This window comes from Alteribacillus iranensis (assembly GCF_900113025.1).
In the GTDB taxonomy this organism is placed as follows: domain Bacteria; phylum Bacillota; class Bacilli; order Bacillales; family Marinococcaceae; genus Alteribacillus_A; species Alteribacillus_A iranensis.
Genome location: NZ_FONT01000001.1, coordinates 236,085 through 259,200, shown reverse-complemented (window position 1 = coordinate 259,200; position 23,116 = coordinate 236,085). Strand labels below are relative to the sequence as shown.

The 23,116-nt window shown below is 41.4% G+C and carries 23 protein-coding genes, 1 tRNA gene and 1 pseudogene; 2 read left to right on the top strand and 23 right to left on the bottom strand.

What is annotated here, in order from left to right; genetic code table 11:
• Nucleotides 1–37 precede the first annotated feature (37 nt).
• From BM095_RS01395 to mce, 7 genes are all read right to left on the bottom strand, one after another.
• Nucleotides 38–1,441 (bottom strand): flagellin N-terminal helical domain-containing protein, encoded by a 1,404-nt coding sequence (locus tag BM095_RS01395; RefSeq protein WP_091656388.1) that lies wholly within the window; start codon nucleotides 1,439–1,441, stop codon nucleotides 38–40.
• Nucleotides 1,442–1,458: 17 nt separating this feature from the next.
• The gene (gene fliS, locus BM095_RS01390) at nucleotides 1,459–1,881 is read right to left on the bottom strand and encodes a flagellar export chaperone FliS (protein WP_091656385.1); all 423 of its coding nucleotides are present in this window, start codon (nucleotides 1,879–1,881) and stop codon (nucleotides 1,459–1,461) included.
• Between the two features lie 16 nt (nucleotides 1,882–1,897).
• Complete coding sequence (locus BM095_RS01385; protein ID WP_091656383.1) at nucleotides 1,898–2,191, bottom strand: EscU/YscU/HrcU family type III secretion system export apparatus switch protein; 294 nt, start codon at nucleotides 2,189–2,191, stop codon at nucleotides 1,898–1,900.
• Nucleotides 2,188–4,395 carry a hypothetical protein gene (locus tag BM095_RS01380; RefSeq protein ID WP_143083164.1) on the bottom strand — a complete coding sequence of 736 codons (2,208 nt, stop codon included), beginning with the start codon at nucleotides 4,393–4,395 and terminating at the stop codon, nucleotides 2,188–2,190. Before BM095_RS01380 ends, BM095_RS01385 begins: the two co-directional genes overlap by 4 nt.
• Before the next feature lie 264 nt (nucleotides 4,396–4,659).
• Nucleotides 4,660–5,760, bottom strand: coding sequence for a DNA polymerase IV (locus BM095_RS01375; RefSeq protein WP_245757770.1), 1,101 nt, complete (start codon nucleotides 5,758–5,760; stop codon nucleotides 4,660–4,662).
• A 16-nt stretch (nucleotides 5,761–5,776) separates the two neighbouring features.
• Complete coding sequence (locus BM095_RS01370) at nucleotides 5,777–6,898, bottom strand: M20/M25/M40 family metallo-hydrolase (RefSeq protein WP_091656377.1); 1,122 nt, start codon at nucleotides 6,896–6,898, stop codon at nucleotides 5,777–5,779.
• A gap of 18 nt (nucleotides 6,899–6,916) precedes the next feature.
• Complete coding sequence (gene mce, locus BM095_RS01365; protein WP_091656374.1) at nucleotides 6,917–7,327, bottom strand: methylmalonyl-CoA epimerase; 411 nt, start codon at nucleotides 7,325–7,327, stop codon at nucleotides 6,917–6,919.
• Between the two features lie 137 nt (nucleotides 7,328–7,464).
• Between mce and prli42 the strand changes: the two genes are divergently transcribed.
• The gene (gene prli42 / locus BM095_RS16445) at nucleotides 7,465–7,557 is read left to right on the top strand and encodes a stressosome-associated protein Prli42 (protein ID WP_177194645.1); all 93 of its coding nucleotides are present in this window, start codon (nucleotides 7,465–7,467) and stop codon (nucleotides 7,555–7,557) included.
• 37 nt (nucleotides 7,558–7,594) lie between these two features.
• On the opposite strand, the gene BM095_RS01360 is transcribed toward prli42, so the two are convergent.
• The 12 genes and pseudogenes from BM095_RS01360 to BM095_RS01310 all read right to left on the bottom strand — a co-directional run bounded on the left by BM095_RS01360 (nucleotide 7,595) and on the right by BM095_RS01310 (nucleotide 18,126).
• Complete coding sequence (locus BM095_RS01360; RefSeq protein WP_245757769.1) at nucleotides 7,595–8,152, bottom strand: L,D-transpeptidase; 558 nt, start codon at nucleotides 8,150–8,152, stop codon at nucleotides 7,595–7,597.
• A gap of 20 nt (nucleotides 8,153–8,172) precedes the next feature.
• Nucleotides 8,173–9,204 (bottom strand): aromatic acid exporter family protein, encoded by a 1,032-nt coding sequence (locus tag BM095_RS01355; protein ID WP_091656372.1) that lies wholly within the window; start codon nucleotides 9,202–9,204, stop codon nucleotides 8,173–8,175.
• Between the two features lie 250 nt (nucleotides 9,205–9,454).
• Nucleotides 9,455–9,529, bottom strand: a tRNA-Arg gene (locus BM095_RS01350).
• 200 nt (nucleotides 9,530–9,729) lie between these two features.
• On the bottom strand, nucleotides 9,730–10,086 hold the full coding sequence (locus BM095_RS01345; protein WP_091656369.1) for a hypothetical protein: 357 nt from the start codon (nucleotides 10,084–10,086) through the stop codon (nucleotides 9,730–9,732).
• A 408-nt stretch (nucleotides 10,087–10,494) separates the two neighbouring features.
• Complete coding sequence (locus BM095_RS01340) at nucleotides 10,495–10,914, bottom strand: BrxA/BrxB family bacilliredoxin (RefSeq protein ID WP_091656366.1); 420 nt, start codon at nucleotides 10,912–10,914, stop codon at nucleotides 10,495–10,497.
• 87 nt (nucleotides 10,915–11,001) lie between these two features.
• Entirely contained in the window at nucleotides 11,002–11,985 is a 984-nt protein-coding gene (locus BM095_RS01335) for a metal ABC transporter solute-binding protein, Zn/Mn family (RefSeq protein WP_177194644.1), read from the bottom strand.
• Between the two features lie 285 nt (nucleotides 11,986–12,270).
• A complete protein-coding gene (locus tag BM095_RS16895) occupies nucleotides 12,271–13,089 on the bottom strand; it encodes a dihydrolipoamide acetyltransferase family protein (RefSeq protein ID WP_407639130.1) in 819 nt (272 codons plus the stop codon).
• A 5-nt stretch (nucleotides 13,090–13,094) separates the two neighbouring features.
• Nucleotides 13,095–13,536, bottom strand: a pseudogene (locus BM095_RS16890) (biotin/lipoyl-containing protein); the annotation flags it as partial.
• Nucleotides 13,537–13,550: 14 nt separating this feature from the next.
• Nucleotides 13,551–14,534: an alpha-ketoacid dehydrogenase subunit beta gene (locus BM095_RS01325; RefSeq protein WP_091656357.1), complete on the bottom strand. Its 984-nt coding sequence runs from the start codon at nucleotides 14,532–14,534 to the stop codon at nucleotides 13,551–13,553.
• Nucleotides 14,534–15,538: a thiamine pyrophosphate-dependent dehydrogenase E1 component subunit alpha gene (locus BM095_RS01320; protein WP_091656354.1), complete on the bottom strand. Its 1,005-nt coding sequence runs from the start codon at nucleotides 15,536–15,538 to the stop codon at nucleotides 14,534–14,536. Before BM095_RS01320 ends, BM095_RS01325 begins: the two co-directional genes overlap by 1 nt.
• A gap of 31 nt (nucleotides 15,539–15,569) precedes the next feature.
• Nucleotides 15,570–16,991 carry a dihydrolipoyl dehydrogenase gene (lpdA, locus tag BM095_RS01315; RefSeq protein WP_091656351.1) on the bottom strand — a complete coding sequence of 474 codons (1,422 nt, stop codon included), beginning with the start codon at nucleotides 16,989–16,991 and terminating at the stop codon, nucleotides 15,570–15,572.
• A 34-nt stretch (nucleotides 16,992–17,025) separates the two neighbouring features.
• Nucleotides 17,026–18,126 (bottom strand): Glu/Leu/Phe/Val family dehydrogenase, encoded by a 1,101-nt coding sequence (locus BM095_RS01310; protein ID WP_091656348.1) that lies wholly within the window; start codon nucleotides 18,124–18,126, stop codon nucleotides 17,026–17,028.
• 348 nt (nucleotides 18,127–18,474) lie between these two features.
• On the opposite strand from BM095_RS01310, the gene BM095_RS01305 reads away from it, so the two are divergent.
• Nucleotides 18,475–18,735, top strand: a complete 261-nt coding sequence (locus tag BM095_RS01305; protein ID WP_091656346.1) for a DUF2627 domain-containing protein — start codon at nucleotides 18,475–18,477, stop codon at nucleotides 18,733–18,735.
• A 253-nt stretch (nucleotides 18,736–18,988) separates the two neighbouring features.
• On the opposite strand, the gene BM095_RS01300 is transcribed toward BM095_RS01305, so the two are convergent.
• From BM095_RS01300 to BM095_RS16720, 4 genes are all read right to left on the bottom strand, one after another.
• Nucleotides 18,989–19,813, bottom strand: a complete 825-nt coding sequence (locus tag BM095_RS01300; protein WP_143083163.1) for a hypothetical protein — start codon at nucleotides 19,811–19,813, stop codon at nucleotides 18,989–18,991.
• Complete coding sequence (locus BM095_RS01295) at nucleotides 19,786–20,457, bottom strand: glycosyltransferase family 2 protein (RefSeq protein ID WP_091656340.1); 672 nt, start codon at nucleotides 20,455–20,457, stop codon at nucleotides 19,786–19,788. Before BM095_RS01295 ends, BM095_RS01300 begins: the two co-directional genes overlap by 28 nt.
• Entirely contained in the window at nucleotides 20,454–21,548 is a 1,095-nt protein-coding gene (gene steA, locus BM095_RS01290) for a putative cytokinetic ring protein SteA (RefSeq protein ID WP_091656338.1), read from the bottom strand. Before steA ends, BM095_RS01295 begins: the two co-directional genes overlap by 4 nt.
• Before the next feature lie 464 nt (nucleotides 21,549–22,012).
• Nucleotides 22,013–22,987 carry an HNH endonuclease gene (locus BM095_RS16720; protein WP_245757768.1) on the bottom strand — a complete coding sequence of 325 codons (975 nt, stop codon included), beginning with the start codon at nucleotides 22,985–22,987 and terminating at the stop codon, nucleotides 22,013–22,015.
• Nucleotides 22,988–23,116: the final 129 nt, after the last annotated feature.

Here is a 23,116-nt window from a genome sequence, read left to right as displayed (position 1 = left end):
CATACATCGTGTTGTAAATAAATTTACCATCTATCTATTATTGCAGGAGTTGCAATACCCCTTGAGGAAGCTGATTGGCTTGGGCCAGCATCGCCGTAGCGGATTGGTTAATAATATTGTTACGTGTAAACTCCGTCATTTCTAAAGCCATGTCTGCATCACGTATTCTAGACTCTGCAGAGGTTAAATTTTCATGAGTAACTTGTAAATTAGTGATCGTATGTTCTAAGCGGTTTTGTACTGCTCCAAGATTAGCACGTGCATCTGAAGCTTTATGAATGGCTTCATCTATTTTTGAGATAGCTTCTTTAGCCTTTTGGTGAGTTCGCACCTCTATATTTTCGAGTCCAAGTTCCTTTGCATCCATTTTTGGGATCGCAATTTGTATTTGTTGCTCACTATTTGGTCCAATTTGGAAGGCTTGTTCATTATTTGCGATTTCGAATGTAGAAGTGTCTCCTGCCTTTGCGTTGTTATCTATATGAAATTCCATATGACTGGCGGAAAACTTACCTTCATCGAAAATAAAGGAACCATCTTTATAAATAAACCCACCATCAGAGATCGACGTAGTAACCGATTCCGTTGTCTCTTCTTTTGACAACAACACTTCTACTTCCGCACTTAATGTAACTTTCAAATTTACTTCTTCATTTATATCATCAATATCCCGGACGACAAATCCAGTTTCTCTCGCTTCACCGTGATAAGCGCCGTTTTGTGAAGAAACTTCTTCCCCATCTGGATCATATACCGTGATTGTTTTTTCATTAGTCTCTTCATTCACTTGAATATTAATTGTATATTCTCCAAGTTTATGAATGTTGTTTTCTTGAATTTTAGCAGAATCTAATTCGATAATCTCTTTCTCGTTGCTATCTCCATTACTTATCTCTATTTCAGTTGGAGCACTGACAACCTCTAATTCATACTTTCCTGATTCAGCAAGATAATTCTCAGGAACAGGTGCAGTTAATAGGTTAGCCTCGTTTTGATCATCAATTAGCCGAGAATAATAAGAACTTGAACCATCAAGTAACTTTTTTGTATTAAACTCGGTTTTTTCTGATATGCTATCAATTTCATCACGAAGAGCTGACATTTCTTTTTGAATTTGATCTCTATCTTCAGGTGTATTCGTATCATTAGAGGCCTGCACTGCCAGCTCTCTCATACGTTGGAGCATGGAATGGATCTCCTGCATAGCTCCTTCCGCAGTTTGGATTAAAGAAATACCATCCATAGCGTTGCGTTCTGCCTGTTTTAAACCACGGATCTGTGAACGCATTTTTTCAGAAATGGCAAGACCTGCTGCATCATCTGCCGCTCGGTTAATCCGTAAACCGGATGATAGTTTCTCCAAATTTTTAGAAACAGCGTTTTGATTATTGTTTAAATTTCGATATGCATTCAATGCTTGTATATTATTGTTAATTTTCATGGTAAAAGCTCCTTTTTCTAGTCACCATATGCGGTATTTTTTTCATAGGCATTTAAGTAAGATGCTTTACGAGTGGACATACTATCTTTTTGTGAGCGTATCGCTTCGTTCCAAGCCGAGGAAAGTTCTTTGAGAATCGTCAGTGCTTCCTTAGCAAGTGATGCGTCCTTTTCAAAGTTAGCTTTAAACAAGATATCGTTAATATAGTTATAGAGACTATCCAGTTCGTCCGCAATAATCCCTGCTTCATAATTTAAGCCAACTCCCAATCGCTCAACGATATCAATAGCCTTCTGAAACTTTTCATTCGCTTCTCCAAAATCCTTATGATGAATAGCGCTTATCGCTTCCTCAATATTACGCTCTCCCGCTTCATACAAAAGCAACGTTAATTCCTGAGAAGATTTTTGATAAATTAACTCTTTCGTTAAAAAAGACATCGACATCTTCCTTCCTTTATAACTCCTCTTCCATTTCTTCAATGAGTAATAAAACCTCAGCGATAACAGAGTACAGCTGGGGCGGCACACTTTCTCCCAGATCCATATCAAGAAGACTAGCTGCAAGAGAAGCATCCTTTTGCATATGAATTCCATTTTCCTCTGCAAGAGAAATAATGTTCTGGGCCACTTCACCTGTCCCTTGCGCCGTTACTGTCGGTGTTTCTCCATCTTCATATTTCACTGCTGCCGCTCTTGGACCATTCTTTTCCCGGCGTTGTTTTTGATTATAATGATGGGTAATTCTCATATTTTATAATCAAATCCTTCCTCTGTAAAAATAGCTCGTTTTTGTTCCGCTTTCTCTTCTACTTCCTTATCGCTAGTCTTGATGGGAGAAAAAGGTCGGAAGCGGATATCCTGTATGTGATAGCCGAGCTCACTAATAGAATGAACTGCTTTTTCGACAAGAGGTTTCATTCGACTATCGAACCCTTGTTGATCATTATTCAAAGTGATCGATAACTGTCTGTTTTGCACTTGTATCGCAATTCCTGTCTCGCCTAAGGACGGTGTATCTATTAAAAAATAAAGACTGCAATTTTCCCAGTCTACTCTCTCCCCGGATTGCCGCGACTGCACATATACTTGTAATGAAGCAGATTCATTGTCTTTTAGGGGAACTGGTAAATTGAACAATAATTGAGGCTGAGAGGTCGGATGATCTGCTTTGCTTAACAGCTGCTGCCCGCTTAAATTGGAGAGAGCCTGGTTTGCCTGCTGTATCCGACTGTTTCCCTCTTCTACCTTCACTGCTTGTAAAAGCGCCTCTTTCAAATTGTGCTGCTGCATCGCTTGGCTCTCCCCATCTGCGCTCTTCCTTCCAGCTAAAAGCATAGAGCCAAGTTCACCTTCTCGATTTAAACCAAGACTGCGAATCAATTCAAAGACTGGCCGGGCTCCTGGCTCGTGTTGAATAAGCTGAGCTTGCTGCATCACTTGCTTTGCTGCTGTTGGGACAGTGATTTCTGAGGCCTTGGTTACTTGTCCCGCCACTATATGTCGCACCTTTCGTTCGGACATTTGTACGCTCCAAGTATCTACTTGCTGTTTTACTTTTTGAAGGATGGATCGTGCTGCTTCGATATTTCCTTTCTGAAGAAGATTGTGTGCTTCTCTCAGCTGAGAACTGGCAGCCAACATACTTTTTTCTGTTTTCATATCTGCATAGAGCATCATTTCGCTTTTTAAAATCGTTCGGTCTAGCTGTTTGATAGCCCCTTCTAGTATCTGTTTCGCTTGTGGAGCGGATGGCTTTTGCTCTAATAATCGAACCGATTGGTCTAATATTTTTGCTGTATCTTTTTTGACTGACTGAAATTCATTCGTTATTTCAATGAGTTTATTCGTCACACGAGTCTCAAGTATAAGTTTGGATTTCGCCTGCCCTGTATTCACCGGTCCGGTATAAACCTCCGCAGGCACGCGATCCGCTGCAAGGTTAGGTTCCGAGTGACTCATTCGCTTCTCCATATCTACTAATACGTGGTGCAGCTGTTGCCTGGATGCTAATTCTTTTCCATCCCGTAGTAATTTCGCCGCTTCTTCCGTTCCTTTTAAGAGTTCTTCACGCATTGGTTGGGAGAGACCTTGCATCATTTCTTTGCGAGTATCTTGGTAAGGCGAAGATGTTTCCGTGTTCGTCTGTTTTCCCGCTGACAGAGAGGATTGAAGGTCTTTTTCAAGTTGATCTATAAAGGATTGTAAATTTGGCTCTGACTTGACTGTTTGAAGTAATGTCCGAAGCAACTCCACTCGTCTGTCTGTGGTCTTTGCGTTACTCTCTTCCGTCTCTGCTCCGCGTTTATCTATCGAGGCTGCTGCTTGCTGGACAGCTTGTTGAATCATCTTTTCCATTTGGCCGGCATTGATATTCTCTTTATTTTCTCCCGCATACGTAGCAATAACATCTTTCAATCCGCTGCCATGTAAACTTTCGTTGACGAATCGTAAATTCTGTTCTGTGATAGGTATTTTTTTCGCTGCAGCTGCCTGGACAGACACCATTTTTTCATTATTAACCCTGCCATCGGCACTACTCAAGAAAGCCTTCAATTCTTGAACCGTTTCTTTCGTTAAGGGGATATGGTGATGGCGAAGCGTTTTCACCGCTTTTATAAAATCAGGGCTTGGTTTCTCGACGCCGGCTTGCTTTAAAGCTTGTGTGATCGATTCGTTTTGTGGTGAGGGTTTAGTTGCCTCCCGTGAAGCTGATTCAACGGCTCGCACGCGAACCGTATCCCCGTCTTTTCCAGTAATTTGAAGAGTTACTTTATCTTCCTTAGGAATACCCTCCTCAAATTGGACATTAACCTGCTTGCCGTTCACACGTACTACCGCTTCTTGGTTTTCGCCTCTTTTTACAATCTGACCTCGGAGCACGTCTCCTTTTTTTATTGTGTCTTGAGGATGTTGTGGCTGTTGTTTCATCCAAGTATTTGCAATTTGTTCCATCGCTTTCAACCCCGTTCTTCCGCTCTCTTCTTTATATCGGTAATTTTACTCTCTTTTTTACGAGACCGTAGTCCTGAAATTAATGTTTTTTTGGTAGGAAGGACCTATCCATTCATCGTTGGGAGGATGATGTCTTTTGATACATCTGGCAGTGTATCCACAAGCGAGTAGCTTGTAATTTCCTAAACAACAAAAAAAGCCTTTCTCCACGGTGAGAGAAAGACTAATCCTAATGGAAAGCTGTGATTGGAACAAGAAGAACAGTTACTCATATTCATGGGAGAACAAGCTAAGCTGCTGATACGCCTCATGGATAGGAGTGACGTGAAGAGCAGTGATTCCAAGCAATCGGACTGGTTCTCCATTCCAATACCTCTCAAGAAGCTGCTTTGCCTGTTGTTCGATATCATCAGCAGAAAACATTGGATTCAATACTTGTTTGCTGCGAGTAATCGTTTTCCGGTCTCTATAGCGGATCATAAGTTGAATCGTTTTCGAGCAGACGTCTTTTCGCTTCAACCGGCCCTCTACTTTATGAGACAGGAATTCAATGACTTGAAGCAGTTCTGCTCTGTTTGTCGTATCCGTTGATAACGTGGTAGAGCTTCCAACACTCTTTACCTCTTTCGCCGATTCAGGGTCTACCGGTCGATAATCAATTCCATTTGCACGCTGATAGAGCTTTTTTCCTTTAATTCCAAAACGAGCCGATAACTCGGCTTCGGAAAACGCAGCAAGATCTCCAATAGTATGGATGTCCAACAGTTTTAATTTATCCGCTGTTTTTTGGCCGATCCCATGCATTTCTCTTATAGGGAGCGGCCATAACATCGTATCCAGTTGACGTTTCCTAAGGATGGTGATTCCCATCGGTTTTTTCATGTCACTGGCCATTTTAGCAAGAAATTTATTTGGCGCGACTCCAATACTACAAGACAGGCCAAGCTCATGTTTTATACGTGATTGTATTTCTTCGGCCAGCTTCGCAGGGTTTTTCTTTGGATAGTATGCTGTCACATCCATATAGCCCTCATCGATGGAAACCGGTTCAACCAATGATGTATATTCTTCGAGCAATTGAAACATCTCTCCTGAAGCTGCGCGATACTTATCAAAATCAGGAGGCCGGATAATAAGGGAAGGGCATTTTTTTCTCGCTTCCCAGACCGGCATCGTTGTCTTTACTCCATACGCGCGCGCTTCATAACTTGCAGTGACCACAATCCCACGTCTTTCTTTTGGGTTACCTGCGATTGCCACGGGTTTTCCTTCTAACGATGGATCGTGCACTCTTTCGACGGAAGCATAAAAACTATTCATATCAACATGAAAAATAACTTTCCCCCGCCAGTTGTTATTGGTCACTGTTCTTATCCTTTCCTTATTTTGCTATGGTTTCAGCAATAATTGCCTGAACGAGCTTGGTTAAATCAACCATCTTATCAATAGCAATCCGTTCTTTTGTGGTGTGGATATTTTCGTAGCCCACAGCTAAATTAACAGTTGGAATGCCATACCCGCTAATGATATTGGCATCACTGCCACCGCCGCTTTCTAAGAGACGCGGTTTCTTTCCTATTGCTTCGCTTGCTTTCATTGCAGTTTTCACTACGAGATCGTCTTCATTTAATTTGTATCCAGGATATACAACGTCAATATCCACTTCAGCAGAAGCACCCATACTTTCTGCTGTCTCCACAAAAGCTTTTCTCATTTTTTCCGTTTGTTCTTCCATTTTGTGGGCAACTAATGACCGGGCTTCCGCTTGAATGCGCACTTCATCACATACGATATTCGTTTGGGATCCACCTTCAAAGCGTCCGATATTGGCTGTTGTTTCTTTATCAATGCGACCAAGCGGCATCTTTGCGATAGCTTTTGCCGCAACCGTAATAGCGGAAACCCCTTTTTCCGGTTCCACTCCTGCGTGCGCTGTTTTCCCATACACCGTCACTGCGATTTGAGATTGAGTCGGCGCCGCAACAATAATATTACCGATGTCCCCGTCACTGTCGAGCGCATAGCCATAGTCAGCCTCTAACAGACTCTCATCTAATGCCTTCGCTCCGACAAGACCTGACTCTTCGCCTACGGTGATAACGAACTGGATCTGACCGTGAGGAAGTTCCTGCTCTTGAATGCTGCGAATGGTTTCAAGCATGACTGCCAGACCTGCTTTATCATCCGCTCCTAAAATGGTCGTACCGTCCGATTGTATATAACCATCTTGAATAGATGGTTTCACGCCCGCTCCGGGTACTACCGTATCCATGTGAGAAGTAAAATAAATAGAGTCTGCATTCTCCTCTGTAGCTTCCCACGTGCAAATTAAATTCCCAGCTTCATGATCCGTAATTTGAGCAGCATTGTCTTCCTTAACATCTAAGCCAAGGTCTTCAAACTTTTGTTTCAACACCCCGGCAATCTTTTTCTCTTTTGTCGTCTCTGAATCAATTTGAACCAATTCCATAAATTCTTGAACGAGTCTGTCCTGGTTCACCATAGGATTTTTCTCCCTTCCTTATTTCTTCTCACAAAATTCATAAAGAACTCGACCAGTAGAACGAGGGTGTAGAAATGCTACATCTGCTCCTCCCGCTCCTTTATATGGTTTTTCACTTAATGTTTCGATGCCGTCTTCACGAATTTCCTGGAGGCGATCCTCGATGTCTTTCACACCTAGAGCGATATGGTGGATTCCTTCTCCTTTTTTTTCAATAAAGGAAGCGATCGGGCTTGTATCTGCGAGTGGCTCTAATAATTCCAGTTTAGAAGAACCTATTTCAATAAACGCCACTTTCACTTTTTGAGACTCTACCACTTCGGTCTTAAGTAAAGTTAGTCCTAATACATTTTCGTAAAAAGGTAGGTGGTCCTCAATCGATTTCACAGCAATTCCAATGTGGTCAATTTTTTTAGGGGCTTCTTTCATGTTTCCTCATCCTCACTTATGTAAATTTTAAAGGAACGAAATAGCGCACTCTCTGATCCCGGGAGGAAATAACAGTTGAGAGTTACGTTCATACCACGTAAAATAGATGGTAAAGTAACAATCTTGGAGGGAAGAGCGTGCCTAAAAAGTTCCAAAAAACAATCATTTATATTATGATCATAACATTAGTTGTAGGAAGTTTGCTTACAGGAGCAGCAACTTTTTTCTAATTTACACAGTAAAAACTCGCCAGTCGGCGAGTTTTTTTCAGAGTAATTTTCCTAAATCTTCCTCTATATATACCGGTTTACGATCAAATAGAAGATTTCTGGATCTAGCTATTTGGTGTAAAGATTTTGGAGAACTTTCAATCCACACTTTCGTTCCCATCTCCACTTCCTCAAACAATTGATTTACTTCTTCATTAAACATGCGCACGCATCCATTCGAGACATAGGAACCAATAGAGCTTGGCCGGTTTGTTCCATGAATACCGTAAACACGTCCATTTGTGTTTTCAGCGTCGAATCCAATCCAGCGACTTCCTAACGGATTTTTCGGATCGCCGCCTTTTATGTCTGATTTGCGATAATACGGACGAATAGCTTTAACTATTACTGTAAATTCACCTTCTGGAGTTAACGTTTCCTTTTTGCCAGTCGCTACTTTATACTTTCTTTTAAGTTCTCCGTCTTCCACATACCCCAGCTCATTTGATTGTTTGTTAATAATCACATAGGGATCTCCAGGCTCAGGGGATGGGTTTAACGGCCAAATGACGTTGGACACCGTAATGGATAACATAACAGCCAGTAACGTTTTCATATCGTAACGCCCTTTTCAGGTTAGTGATAATTGTTTTTATTATCTCCTTTCTCTTGATCTCTATACAACCGTTTTCCCGACACCGTATGGGTTCGCTTTGGGTCCGGCTTAAACATTTTCTTTATGATTAAATACTGCTCTAGTTCATGCAATATATAAAAAAGAGACGAACGAATTTCAAACTCTTCTCTTGTTTTCGGAAGGTCCATCGCTTTTATTTCATGGTACAGCTCATCTAAACGGACAAGAAAATAACCAGCTGTGTATCCCGGTGACACTGCATCACTCAGCTCCTCCATAAAGACAGCTATTTTTTTCCCTTGAATGACTGTGTCATCCAATGTAGAAATAAATGGAAGCATTCGTTCAATCACATTTAATTGTTTGTCACGCATCGTAAAGTAATGATAAAAGTAATCATCATTTCTTGAAAACTGGTTTTCCATGTTGATGAGCGCCAGTCCTTTTGCCTCTTCAATTGTAGAGGCAGCTCGAGATATTTCCCGCCCATCCCAAGAGATGTTGGCATCTCTTAAGTAAGAGGCAAATTCCTTCCATATTTTTCTAATATCGTCCTCAAGCTCTACTTGTTTCCACGTTAATTCTCGTTCTGAGTTGGGCATATATGAATTCATCAAAAGAGCAACGCCAACACCAATCGTTATCAGTATTAATTCATTGAACAATAGCTGCAGGGTGATGTCTTGACTTAAATACAAATGAAAAATAATGACGATGCTTGTCACAATTCCTTTTTTCAAACCTAATGTTACGGCGGTAGGAATAAATAATAAAATAATGATAGCTATCGATAACGGATGATATCCGAGAAAGGTAAATAATACACTTCCTATTGCTATGCCGATCATACAAGCCGCAATTCTCTCCCATGAAACTCGTATGGATTCTTTTCTAGTAACAGATATACAAAGGACAGTAATAATTCCTGCTGAAATATAAAAATCTAGTTGGAAAAGCTGTGCAATAAATACAGCAAGCGCTGCACCTAAGGCTGTTTTTACTGTTCTATATCCTAAGCGCCATTTAGCCATTGAATGCTCCTTATCTACGTTCTATCCATACGATGGAAATCATTTCATTCCACCGTTTTAAGCTACATATTTTTATCAGACGATCGTTTCTAACATAATCTTTTCGAAGCGTCGACTCATGCGTACTCCTTCTCTTTTACAACTGCGTTCAGGCGCCCCTCCATTCGGTGAGAGCCATAGACATCCGCCAATTCTTCTCATAAAAAAACTGCACATGTATGTATGCGCAGTCGTTTGTTTCATCTTATGTTGGCGCGCCTACCAGGATTCGAACCTGGAATACGAGAACCGGAATCTCGCGTGATATCCCTTTCACCATAGGCGCTTATTGTGTTTTGCTAGCAAGCATTGCTGCGTTGACAAGACATATTCTATCTTATCTAAACTGGGACGTAGTGTCAATATATTTTTCAACAAGGGCGACAGATCGTTTTTCATAGAAAGCAGTTGAAATACACATGTGTGTTTATTTCTTGAGTCATGCATGCCCATTTCAACTGCTGGGAGGAATGCGGGTTTTTAAGATTATTTTTCTTCTGGTCCTTCTTCAAGCATTTCCTCGAACTTGGAACCGATTTGTTCTTCATCGTACCCCAAATCAGAAAGACGCTTTGTGAAGTTTTGGGCATATAATTTAGTACGTGTAGCCATTTTATTATATTTCTTTGCCTCTGCTTTTTTCGCTGTCTTCGCTCTATTTTCTGCGTTAGACATAATGCTTTCAACGACAAACAAAGCTTTCCATAGATCATCTTCGTGGAGATCGGAGCTGTATTCATCGAGATATTTGAGTACTTGTTGATAATAAGCTTGAAATTCTTTAAAGTCTATCTCTTCATCCATATTTAAATATATCTGTACTTGATTGTATAATTTATCCATTACTAGCTTCCGTCCTTTTTTATGTAGATTTTACCTTCCCATTATAACATATTTTTATTTCGTTGATGCGGGTTAAGGTATTTTGATAAATACTCTATCGTCTCGTCTATCCTACTCCTCAAAAACCGGAACACTTTCCTACGAGCGGTTCCTCACGTTTCATATCTCAGTTTGAGCTATTTTCACCACTTTATCCCTTCCATGTTCGCTTCTTTCCCACCTGTTTACACGGCTCCTCATCATTTACCTATTTCACAAAAAAGAAATGCCCTCTCCTCCAACGTGATCAGCGAGCGCTTAGCATTCTCTATTACAAGAGAATCTTGTCGCTTTTCCCGTGAAAGTATCCGGCATTTCTTTTTATTTCATGTATTTATGGCATTCTTTTTCTTTGAGAGAGACTCGCTCTTACAAAGAGTCGAGTGCCTCCTCTAACTTCTGAACAACTTCGATCGGTTCATGTCCTTCAATCTCGTGTCTTTCTACCATCCGATGCAGTTTGCCATCTTTCAAAACTGCAAACGATGGGGAGGATGGTGGATATCCTGTGAAATATGAACGAGCTTGTTCGGTTGCTTCTTTATCTTGACCAGCAAACACGGTGACATAACGATCTGGCTTCGTCTCATAATTTCTCATATAAGCCGCAGCTGGGCGTGCAATTCCTCCTGCACATCCACAGACTGAATTGACCATTACAAGCACGGAACCTTCCCCGTTTAAAGCCTCATCTACTTCTTCTGGAGACGTTAAAGACGTGTATCCAGCTTCTTCCATCTCTTTTCTTGATTCTTGCACTACGTCATTGACGTAAAAGCTGAAATCCATTCCCTTCATTCCTTTCCTTGTGTGATGATGGGTTCATTTCCATTGTACCGAAAATGGAGGAGACCATACAAGTATGGTGACTTGTGATTACTTTGCTTTTAAAGCGATCGATAAGCTTTCTAGGTTTTGCTCCATTAAACTAAAATAATCCTCCTCTGCTTGAACCTCTTCCTCCGTTCTCGATTCTAAATTGTGAAGTCTTAATGATTCCGCTCCTAGCTCTTCTATAATGACGTCTGCTGATTTGGATGAAATGTTTTGTTCAATTAATACATGTTCCATTCCACGTTCTTTTGCTGTCTTGATTAACGCTTGCAACTCTTTTTGAGAAGGCTCGACAGCAGTTGATACACCTGCAATGCTCATTTGTTGTAAATCATATCTTTGCTCCCAATATCCGTAACCGGCATGAGAAACTAAAAATTGATTCATTTTAGCAGAAGCAGCTATGTCTTCAAATTGTTCGTGCAAAGCTTGCAATCGGCTTTCAAGTTCACTGAAGTTCTCCTCGAATATCTCCTCTTTTTCAGGACGGATATCAACGAGTGCATTTTTAATTTTCTCAGCACCTGTTACTGCTCGTAATGGATCAAGCCATACGTGAGGATCCACATCCCCGTGGTGGTGCTCACTCTCGTTTCCTTGGCTATCATGGTCGTGCCCTTCATGATGGCCTGCTTCAAGAGATGTTAGCTCCATCCCCTCTGTAACATTCACTAATTTTACGTCCTCATCACTTAATGAATCTTTTACAGCGTCGGCAAATCCTTCCATTCCCGAACCATTATATAAAAATATATCACCTTCTGCGATGTCGATCATCGTTCTTGCCGAAGGTTCAAATGTATGAGCATCACTTCCGGCTGGAATAACATTTTCCACGTGTACATGTTCGCCGCCGATAAGCTTAGCAAATTCCTCCCACGCGTATACAGTCGTAAAAACCGTTACTTGATTTTCGTTTTGCCCTTCTCCGTTCTTTTCAGGATTAGCTTCAGAACCATTTCCACAAGCGGTTAATATTACCATTACGCTTATCATGAATAAAAAAAGCTGTCCTTTTCTCTTCATACTCGCCACCCCGTCCATCTCTCATAGTCACCTGCAAAAACTCTTGTTAAATCATATCGTAATCATTACGATTTGTAAATAAGAAGAGTTCTGATTTATTTCCATCACCGTCACTTTTACATCAGAAAGAAAAGCCACGATAAGCACAATTGGCGTACCGTGGCTTCTTGGAAAAAACCCAAGTCTTGAATGAGGCTCGTTGATTCCTATCATGGGGGCGGCACTATTATTAGATAAATAAAATGCGCACATGTAGCATGTTGAAAGAAGCGTTAGATATCTTAATCAATAAATATGTCCTTTGAAATGTTGGACATCTTCCAGCTTTTCTTTAATTCTCGCTAAAAACCTGCCGACTGTTAATCCATCAAGCATCCGATGATCAAGAGATAAACAGAGATACACCATGCTTCGGATAGCAATCATATCCCCTTCCATCACAACGGGTTTTTTAATGATCGATTCAAGCGACATGATTGCTGCTTGCGGATGATTGATAATCGGGACAGATTGGACAGAGCCAAAAGATCCCGTATTATTTACTGTAAAAGTTCCGCCTTGCATATCTTCAATAGTAAGTTGACCGTTTCTTCCTTTTTTGGCGAGTTCACTCACTGCTTTCGCTATTCCTTTAATGCTTTTCTCATCGGCATCACGTATCACCGGGACATACAGTCCGTCGTCTGCCGCTACGGCAATCGATATATGGACGCTGTTTTTTCTAATAATATGATCACCGCCCCATACTGCGTTCACATCCGGAAACTCTTTTAACGCTTCTGCCGCTGCCTTAATCACGAACGCCAGTATGGTTATAGAAAAACCTTCTTTTTTCTTGAAGTCTTCTTTTATGCTGTTTCTATAATTAACAAGATCCGTGACATCCGCTTCTACCATCGTCCATGCGTGCGGGATCTCTTGTTTACTCTTGACCATGTTAGCGGCTGTTGCTTTTCTAACCCCTCTCACCGGGATTTTTTCATCGTTTGTCCCCACAGATATATTGTGACTGTGTTGGGTATTCACATGCTGCGGCGGCGATGGGGCGACGCTCTCTGTTCGCTCATCCTCTACCTTTTTAGGAATCTCTTTGTTTTGCTGAATAATATTTTCTACATCTTTCCGGGTAATTCTACCACTGCGCCCGGTGCCTTGCACAGATTTCAGGTCAATGTCATGCTCCTGCGCAAGCCTGACAACAGCTGGAGAGTATCGGTTCTTCATGGAAGGTTCATGTTTCGCTTGTTCTGACACTTCCTTTTCCTGTGTTGGTGCTTTATGTTGCGAGTCCGAAGAATAGTTCTCTTCTGTATCCCCTACATCAATGTAGCAAATTAATTCTCCGACCTCGATCGTTTCATCTTCTTTAGCAATCAATTCAGTAATGGTTCCTGTATAGGATGAAGGTATTTCTGCATTGACTTTATCTGATGTTACATCGGCAATCGGGTCGTATTTTTTTACTTTGTCTCCTGGCTGAACAAGCCATTTTGATATAGTTCCCTCTGTCACGCTTTCCCCAAGTTGGGGCATCGTTATTGCTTTGGCCATCGTTCTCTCTCCTCCTAAAATTCTGCTAAATCACGAATGGCGCTCTCAATTGTATCAAGATCGATCATAAATTCTTTTTCAAGCGGCGGTGCATAAGGCATTGCCGGTACATCCGGACCTGCAAGTCGTTGCACCGGGGCGTCAAGATCAAATAAACACCTCTCTGCGATAATAGCCGCAACTTCCCCCATCACACTTCCTTCTTTATTATCCTCTGTGATCAGCAGTACCTTTCCTGTTTTAGAAGCGGCTTCTTCAATCGCTTCCTTATCCAATGGATAGACTGTTCGTAAATCAAGCACATGAACAGAGAAGCCTTCCTTTTCTAATTTCTCTGCTGCTTGCAGAGCTAGATGCAAACATAGACCATAACTGATAACGGTAACATCATTGCCTTCTTTTTTTACATCTGCTTTTCCAATAGGAAGTGTGTATTCTTCGTCAGGTACCTCTCCTTTGACGAGGCGATACGCTTTTTTGTGCTCCAAAAATAACACTGGATCCTCATCACGTATAGAAGCTTTCAGCAAGCCTTTCACATCGTAAGGTGTTGATGGCATGACAATTTTTAATCCTGGAACATTAGCAAACATCGCTTCAATGGATTGAGAGTGATACAACGCTCCGTGTACTCCCCCTCCATAAGGCGCCCGTATCGTAATGGGGCAGTTCCAGTCATTATTCGATCGATACCTAGTCTTCGCTGCTTCAGAAATAATTTGATTAACAGCCGGCATAATAAAATCGGCGAATTGCATCTCAGCCACAGGACGCATGCCATACATCGCAGCCCCAATACCTACACCAGCAATGGCTGATTCAGCTAACGGGGTGTCTAACACTCTTTCCTCACCGAATTCTTCGTATAATCCATCGGTCGCCCGAAAGACACCGCCTTTTGGTCCGACATCTTCACCTAAAATAAAGACTTTATCGTCACGCTTCATTTCTTCTTTTAAAGCCTCGGTTACCGCTTGAATATAGGACAACACCGCCATTAGTTGTCACCGTCCTTTTCTGCGTACACATACTTATAAATAGAGGATGGATCTGCATAAGGTGCTTGTTCAGCTGCATCTGTAGCCTCATCAATTACTTCTGTAATTTTCTTATTCATTGCATTCTCATTTTCTTCCGTAAGAATTTGAGCATCTTTTAAATACGACGCAAAGGTACGGAGAGGATCATTCTTTTTGGCTTCTTCGACTTCCTCTTTGGACCGGTACGTGCTATCATCATCGTCACTCGAATGAGGGGTAAAACGATAAAAAGTAGTTTCTATGAGAGATGGCCCTTCCCCGTCTCGTGCTCGGTCTGCTGCTTGTTTCACAGCTTCATATACTGCAAGCGGGTCATTGCCATCGACCGTTATCCCTGGCATACCATAACCTGCTGCACGATCTGAAACTCGTTCACAAGCTAACTGTTTATCTAATGGAACGGAAATGGCGTATTGGTTGTTTTCACACAGGAAAATAACAGGTAAGTTATGCACACCTGCAAAATTCAATCCTTCGTGAAAATCCCCTTGATTCGAAGAGCCTTCCCCAAAAGTGACTAAAGTTACAAAGTCTTTTTTCTCCATTTTTGCGGCTAGAGCTATTCCTACAGCATGAGGAACTTGAGTTGTAACCGGCGAGGAACTAGTTACAATTCTGTTTTTCTTTTGACCAAAATGACCTGGCATCTGGCGCCCTCCAGAGTTTGGGTCCCCTGCTCTTGCGAAGCTGAATAGCATTAACTCTTCACAAGTCATCCCAAAGGAAAGAACAATTCCTACATCCCGGTAATAAGGCAAAACATAATCGATTTCCGTATCAAGAGCCATAGCTGCACCTACTTGAGCTGCTTCCTGTCCCTGACAAGAGACTACAAACGGAATCTTTCCCGCTCTGTTCAACAACCATAATCGTTCATCTATCTTTCTTGCTAACAGCATTTTCTCGTACATCAACAATACATCTTCGTCTGACAACCCTAATTGTTCATGTTTTACGGCCATCCTCGCGCCTCCTTTTCTCACACTACCGTTATTAAGAATGAATGGCTTTTCCTTCTACTGCTAAAGCTCCCTCTCCTAACACTTCTGACAAGGCTGGATGCGGGTGTATGATTTCACTCATTTCAAAATTAGAAGCATCTACTAACTTGGCAAGCGCTGCTTCAGAAATAAGCTCTGTTACTTGAGGTCCTATCATATGTATGCCTAATAAATCATCATTTTCTTCATTAGCAATGAACTTAACAAAGCCACTTCCATCCCCATGCACTAACGCCTTTCCGTTCGCTCGAAAAGAAAAGCTTCCTGTTTTGATTGTATAACCTTGTTCCTTTGCTTCCGCTTCTGTTAGTCCGATACTTGCTACTTCCGGCCTGCTGTACGTACATTTAGGGACGGATGTGTAGGAAAGAGGAGCCGGGTCTAATCCGCACATATGTTCAACAGCAATTATGCCTTCTTTTGCGGCTACGTGTGCAAGCTGCATCCCCCCAATAACGTCCCCTACCGCATAAATATGGGATTCCTGCGTTTGGTACACATCGTTCACTGCTATAGCTCCATTGGTCAACGTGATATTCGTATTGTCTAATCCAATATCGTCCACGATGGCTTCACGACCGACGGATAATAAAACTTTTTCCGCTTGAATTGTTTTTTCTTCACCTTTTTGGTTGATTGCAAGTGACAAACTATCTGATCTACCAGTTTTTTCTGGCATCACTTTCGCATCCGTTAAGACTTGAACTCCTCGCTCTTTCAATCTCTTCGTTAATTCCCGTGCAATCTCTGCTTCCTCATGAGGAAGGAGTTGAGAGGCAGATTCCACGACCGTGACGTCCACACCAAAGTCGGATAAGAGAGAGGCCCACTCTACTCCAATCACACCCCCGCCAATAATAATCATGGAAGAGGGTAATTCCTCCATATTCAACGCTTCATCCGAAGTTAATACCGTTTTGCCGTCCGGCTCTAGGCCTTGTAATATGCGAGGACGAGAACCGGTAGCAATAATAACGTTCTTTGGAACGAGAAGTTCATTTTCTGAGCCATCATTATTCTCTACGGAAATCGTTCCGGCACTCGGAGAAAAAATGGATGGACCCAAAATTCTGCCAAGGCCCTGGTATACATCAATTTTTCTCTTATTCATAAGGTGTTGGACACCGGTATATAGATCGTTAACAATCGCTTCCTTGCGATCCTGAACCGCTCCGAAATCAATGGAAGGGTCTTTTACCGAGATCCCGTATTTACTGCTGTCTTTCACCTCTGAGAATACTTCTGCACTACGTAGGAGCGACTTGCTTGGAATACACCCTTTATGCAAGCAAGTGCCACCAAGTTTATCTTTTTCTACAATAGCGGTTGTAAGCCCTTCTTGTGCTGCACGAATAGCAGCAGTATAACCGCCTATTCCGCCTCCTAGTATGACCAGGTCATAATCGTTAGCCATAATGTCCCCTCTCTTTCCTTCATGCTGACTGTCGTCAGCGGGAAATCTTGCGTAGAATGTGCTGTTCTTCTCGTAAAAACTGCCGCCGGGAGTTTTTTAATTTCTCCAGTCTTTCTTCCGCCAATGTATCGGCAGCTTTATACGTAGGGATCTTGTCTCGTTTCGAAATCGCAAAAACGTTTTGAACCGTATTATAAATATTTTTTACTTTTTCTTGTACCTTCTCTTTGTTACCGCCTGTTAATTCAACTTCTATCTGAATCACTCCACCGGCATTAATAATATAATCCGGAGCGTAGATGATGCCTTTCTGAAATAAAAGGTCTCCATCTTCATTCGTGTGAAGTTGATTATTCGCAGACCCGGCAATTACTTTCGCTTTCAATTTCTTTATTGTATCATTTTTTATAATTCCACCGAGCGCACAAGGACAAAAAATATCGCAATCCACTTCATATATTTCATCAGGAGCAACTTTTACGGCGTTAAAATCTCTGACTGCTCTCTGAACCGCGTCCTCATGAATATCTGTTACTACTAAGGAAGCCCCTTCTTCGTATAAATGTTGACATAAAGGATAGGATACACTACCTACTCCTTGAACAGCAACCGTTTTGCCTAATAAATCACTTGTCCCAAAAGCCTCGTTAGCAGCTGCTTTCATACCATGATACACACCGAGCGCTGTCATGGGAGACGGATCCCCACTTTTTCCGCTCTCATCTGTTATCCCCGTTACGTAATTTGTTTCTTCAAAAATTACATCCATGTCTTTGGAGCTCGTGCCGACATCTTCTGCTGTAATATACCTGCCGTTCAACCCTTCAATGAAACGTCCAAAAGCACGGAACAGTTCTTCCTTTTTATCGTGTCTCGGATCGCCGATAATGACGGCTTTTCCTCCGCCAAGGCTTAACCCTGCAGCCGCATTTTTATATGTCATCCCTTTCGCCAAACGAAGAACATCTGTAAATGCCTCTTCTTCGCTGTGGTAGTTCCACATCCTCGTGCCGCCTAGAGCCGGTCCGAGAGTGGTGTCATGAATAGCAATAATGCCTTTTAATCCTGAAGCTTTATCTTGGCAAACAACTACTTGTTCATAGTCATCCGTTACCATTCTATCAAAAATTTGCATAAATCAATAATCCTCCTTTGCACCAAAAATGAAGTTAGGAAAAACTTTTTTACGAACGATGAAGCCATTTGGACATCCCGTGGAAAATAAAGTACAATAATGATCGAGCTGATAATACAGTTTATGCGTAAAAATCGTTTTTAGAAATACAAACAAAGCCGCTGGACAATAGAAAAGCGCAAGGCGCTCGAACTTGCACAATAAGTGCTGGCTTCTGCGTTACGAACAGAGGACACTTGATTTTGCAAAGTCTGTCCATCACAAACTTGGTTGCTTCCGCCTAAAGCTCGTTCTTAAGAACGCCAGCGTTATAGATGTATGTCTTCTTAGATAGGGGTGTTTACGGTTATGCGTTTAATCGCTTTATCCATTCTCGTCATTCCAGGGATCTTATCGATGGTCGGGATTAAGTTAATAAGAGACGTTATGTTTCAAGAGTTACTCCAGCCATTTCCTTTTTTATGGATGCAATTCCTTGCCGGCGCGGGACTGTTAGTTTTTGGCATTTGGTTCATCGCAGGCTTTATTCGATATAGGGATAAAAAAAATAGAAAAGTCGTCATTCAAGTACCAGAACAATCCAACGAGCCTCCTTCCAATAAAGGCTAGACTCCGTTGGGAAGAGGCTGGGACAAAACTAGAATAGTCAACTCTAAAGACGAACGATCACATGTTGAAGGAGTCACCCGTTTCATAAACGCAGTGTATCAGCGTAGTCAGAATACGTAGACTCCAGCGGGAACAGCACGAGCTGAAGATCCCGCAGGAAAGCCGTTTTCGCTTTCCGAGGAAGCTGAAGCCGTGCCCGCGGAAAGCGAAGTATTTTGACAAAGCGACAACATAAGTTGTTCGGATTTATCTTTCATTTAAATACTTTTGTCCCAGCCTCTTCTTTATTTCCCCACTCCCCCAAGACAACCACTTTTCTTAGCTTCTCAAAAATGGTATTTAATGATACCTTTTCAGCCGTCCCCGTCAACAATACATAGAAGAAAATCATAACGAACTGGAAGACTGTGGAGGTTGTATGAACCAAGATCCACGCTAATATACCTCCAGCTGCTGCGGCACCATTGTCCCCAAGCATCGCTCTTTTATTCCCTTCAATATATCCCCATAGCATATGAATAATTATGATAGCCAATACCAAGGAAAGAGGAGCCTTATAATAGCCAACAACAGCTATAATAGAGAGATGAAGCAGTCCCCACGACCAAACACGTAAAGGGCGGGTATCTAATAAGTTACACACATGAGGAGATAACACCATGACGGAAAATGCTGCTATGGCGGCAAGTCCCCCATTTACTTCACTAAACAGTAACCCTAGGAGGGCTGCTGCGGAAATGAGAATGATCTTTGTTAAACCTGTTGTCCATTTTCCATAGGTGAGGAAATAAGTGAAATGCCCTTTCAGTCCTTTCGGAAATGGTGTTCCATATCGGTCGTCTAACCAGCCGGCAAACCAAGTGAAAATTAAATAGAACATCAACCCGGCAGATGGTGTAGATATCCAAAGAGAGTCCATCAATATGATGAGGAACAGTAATAAGATCCCGAATGTGTAGGGAATCGATTTATTTTCATAGTTGTATACCATCCATCCTTTATTTTTCGAGGCATGTTTTAGGAGGTACCATCCTAACAGAGCACAGACGGTTAGGAATACGATTTTCCATATTTCCACAAGCACCTTTCCACCTCCAGCCATTGCCGGCCTCTGTGACAAATACCTTCGATTCCCCATCCTTTTCCTATATGCTTGAAAGGTGCCTCTACTTCAGTAATACGCAGTCCTTGATTGATAGCTTGAAGAGTCATCATTGTTTCTAAACCGTAACCGTCCGCTTGTAAATTTTCATAATAGGAAATATGGTTTCTCGGAAAAGCGCGCTGTCCGGAAAGTGGAGTCCGCAATAGCAATCCACTCTTTTTTTCAATGAGCCGTTGTACTCTTCGTTTTACGAGACCGAATCCGTTTTGACCAATCCCTTCCACTGACCCAATAACGAGATCTGCTTTTTTCTGAAATAAAGGGGAAAGCAAATAATGGCCAAACGCCGCACTCTCTTTTAAATCCGCGTCCAATATAACAATGTATTCTCCTTTGCTGGCTAACCATCCTGCTTTAGCTGCTGCTGTCTTTCCGTGATTTTTTATAAATGAGATAGACGTATCACAATATTTTTCCATAATCCTTCCAGTTGAATCGGAGCTTCCGTCATTTACTCCGACTATTTCACTGACCCAATCCGTTTGTCGCAAGGCGTGTAACGTCGTTTTAATATGCTTTTCTTCATTGTACGCTGGGATAACAACACTTACTTTCATGCTTTAAGCTCCCTCATTTCTTTATTAGGTTTTTCATGTGTAAAAGGGAATCTTATGTGAAGTTTTCCTATCCAATCTTTTATTTTTTGGTTATGCTTTTTGTTTTCTAAGGAATGAATTCCTTTAAGGTCAATGATTTGACCTCCTGCAAACATTCTCATGATTAAAGAAGATCCCATTCCTGACCTTCCCTTGCTCCTGTACTCTGTCATATCTCGGTGGCCGCCTAGTAAATAAATATTGTTTGCTCCCTCTTTTAACGCGAATGCCAAAGCTGCATCTTCACTCATTCCTACAAAAGTGATGGTATCAGCCTTCAAATTTAGCTCTTTCATTCTCAAGAGACCAGGGGCTTCCCCATTCACATTTTGATGGACCATTAATTGAGCCCCACATCGAAGAGAGCGATAACTGCATGAATCCATGTCCCCGATGATAAAATCGGGCAAAATACCGTGCTCGAGCATACTATCAGCAGCTCCGTCTACTGCAATGGTAGACACATCGCTCGGAAGATGACGCTTCACCCATTTCAAGTCTTTCTCAAACTGAGAACCGCGTACGACTATAAGAATATCCCGCTGACGTAACGCGTCTCCTGATTTCCAATTATGCCAGCACTGAATCATTTCACTTAGATCTTTTTCTGCATGAAGAAGGCTATTACGGCAAAATTGCTCAAATGCTGGTATGTTATTTTCTCTCGCTTTGTTTTCCAACGCTTGAATGGTTTCTAACGTGTAAGGAACAACTTTTACTACTCGTTTTTTTTCCAAGGATCGTGTATGAATCGTCAGTGTTGTTTCTGATAGAGACACATGGCAGCTATTCACTTCACTTCCTATCCGATCTCTCACTACGTCGTATACAGAAATACCGTGACGTAACAGCTTTTTCACACCGTCATGTAAAAACTGTCCCGTCATCGAGCATTTATTGTTCACCACAGCTTTCACTTGCTTTTTAATCAAACTCTCAGCTGCCGTGTCATCAATGTCTTCATGGGATATAACAGCAACGTCTCGAGAAGAAATATAGTGAGCAAGTACTTTCGTTTTATCGTGAAAAAAGGCTTGACCATAAATATCCATGTGCGCGGTTCTCCCTTCTTCTGTCCTTTCCTTAGTATGGTCAAGACTCACTCCATTACATTCATTGGAATGGGAAAACATCATATCCCATCTCTAGATTTTCACCATTTCTCTCCCGCTAAACATATTTCAGGCCACTAGCACAAAAAACGATTCATGAGAATCCTTGTCCGTCGTCCCATCTTTATCGTGTCCTCATCACGCGGTGAGAGTTTTACCGCAAAAAAAAACACTCACTTCTGTTATTTACAGAATGTAAGCGCTTGTCATGAAAGACATGTAGGAACTTTGTTCGATAGTTACTAAATATCCAGATAAGTCTTCTTACCATGAAGAATCATTAATAGTGTAACCTAAAAGACAAATACTAAAAAAGCATTCACCGACTTAATAATTGAGCGTTGTTGTAAAGTTGTGGGTAAATTTAAATGACTATTTTATTTAATGTAAAATCTGAATCTCTTTTAGCCTAGTTTCTTTTTTAATTCTTTAATAGATATTGAAGGACTTCTGTGTACCATGCGGTGGCAGTTCGAACATAACAGAGTTATATCTTCTATTTTGGTCTTCTCTCCTTCTTTCATTTCAGACACAGGTTTTGTATGATGTGCCTCTATAAAATCCTTCCCCCGTCCTCCATATATTTTTTCAAAGTTAAAACCACATGCTTCACAGAAGAGCTCTCCATATTTGTCTTTAAATGCTTTCTTTGCTTCAGTCGTTACTTTACTGTTACGCTCCCTAAACCTATGTATGCGGTAAGCTTCTTTCCCTTCAGGGTATTCCTCACTTTCTTTACCGCCCTCTTCATACCTTTGAACATAAGCTAGTTCAATAGAATATGACAATGTTTTCACAATGTATTGAATGTTTCTATCCTTGTTGGGTAATAAGATATTTATAGCTTCCTCAATACTGATCCCATTAAATATTCCCCTGTGAGTGTCTCGCAAGCCTATGTAATGCAAGATCCCCATGGATTGAAAGCCTCTACTGTATTCTGGAGAAATATTAATCACATTTTCGTCAAGCCATCTATGACTACGTTTGTTAAATAAGTATTCAAAGACCACTTTTGAGTGTATGTCCATATCATAAAGCTCAAATTCTCTTTTTCTTTTGCCAGGGATAAGCGCTGGGAAGTTGATTGTTTCTTCGTTTAAGTAAGTATTGATGTATCCCTGTAATTCATTACGATCATCTTTATGCCATGGTTTTCCGCTAGGTCTGTCCTCTTTATAATGAACCATACAGACTTTATTTACATTTAGAGCTGTTGAATCATGCTTGTATAACTTGCCCAAGGCAGCGTATTTAGCTACAGTTAGTCCATGTTGATGACTTTCGTCAATTACTAAGCCATCTTGTAAGATAATCAGCTTGTAATTATTTTTCTCCAATTTTACAGTTAAGATATAGTACTCTGTTTTTTTTTCCAAAAACGTATTCTTTCCTTGCAAAACTTTCATTGTATTTATTCATACCAATACTCAAACTCTAACCCCCCTTTTCCTCCTACAGCTTACCGCCTCTACGTGTCTCATAAATAGTCTGGATGGAGTAGCTAT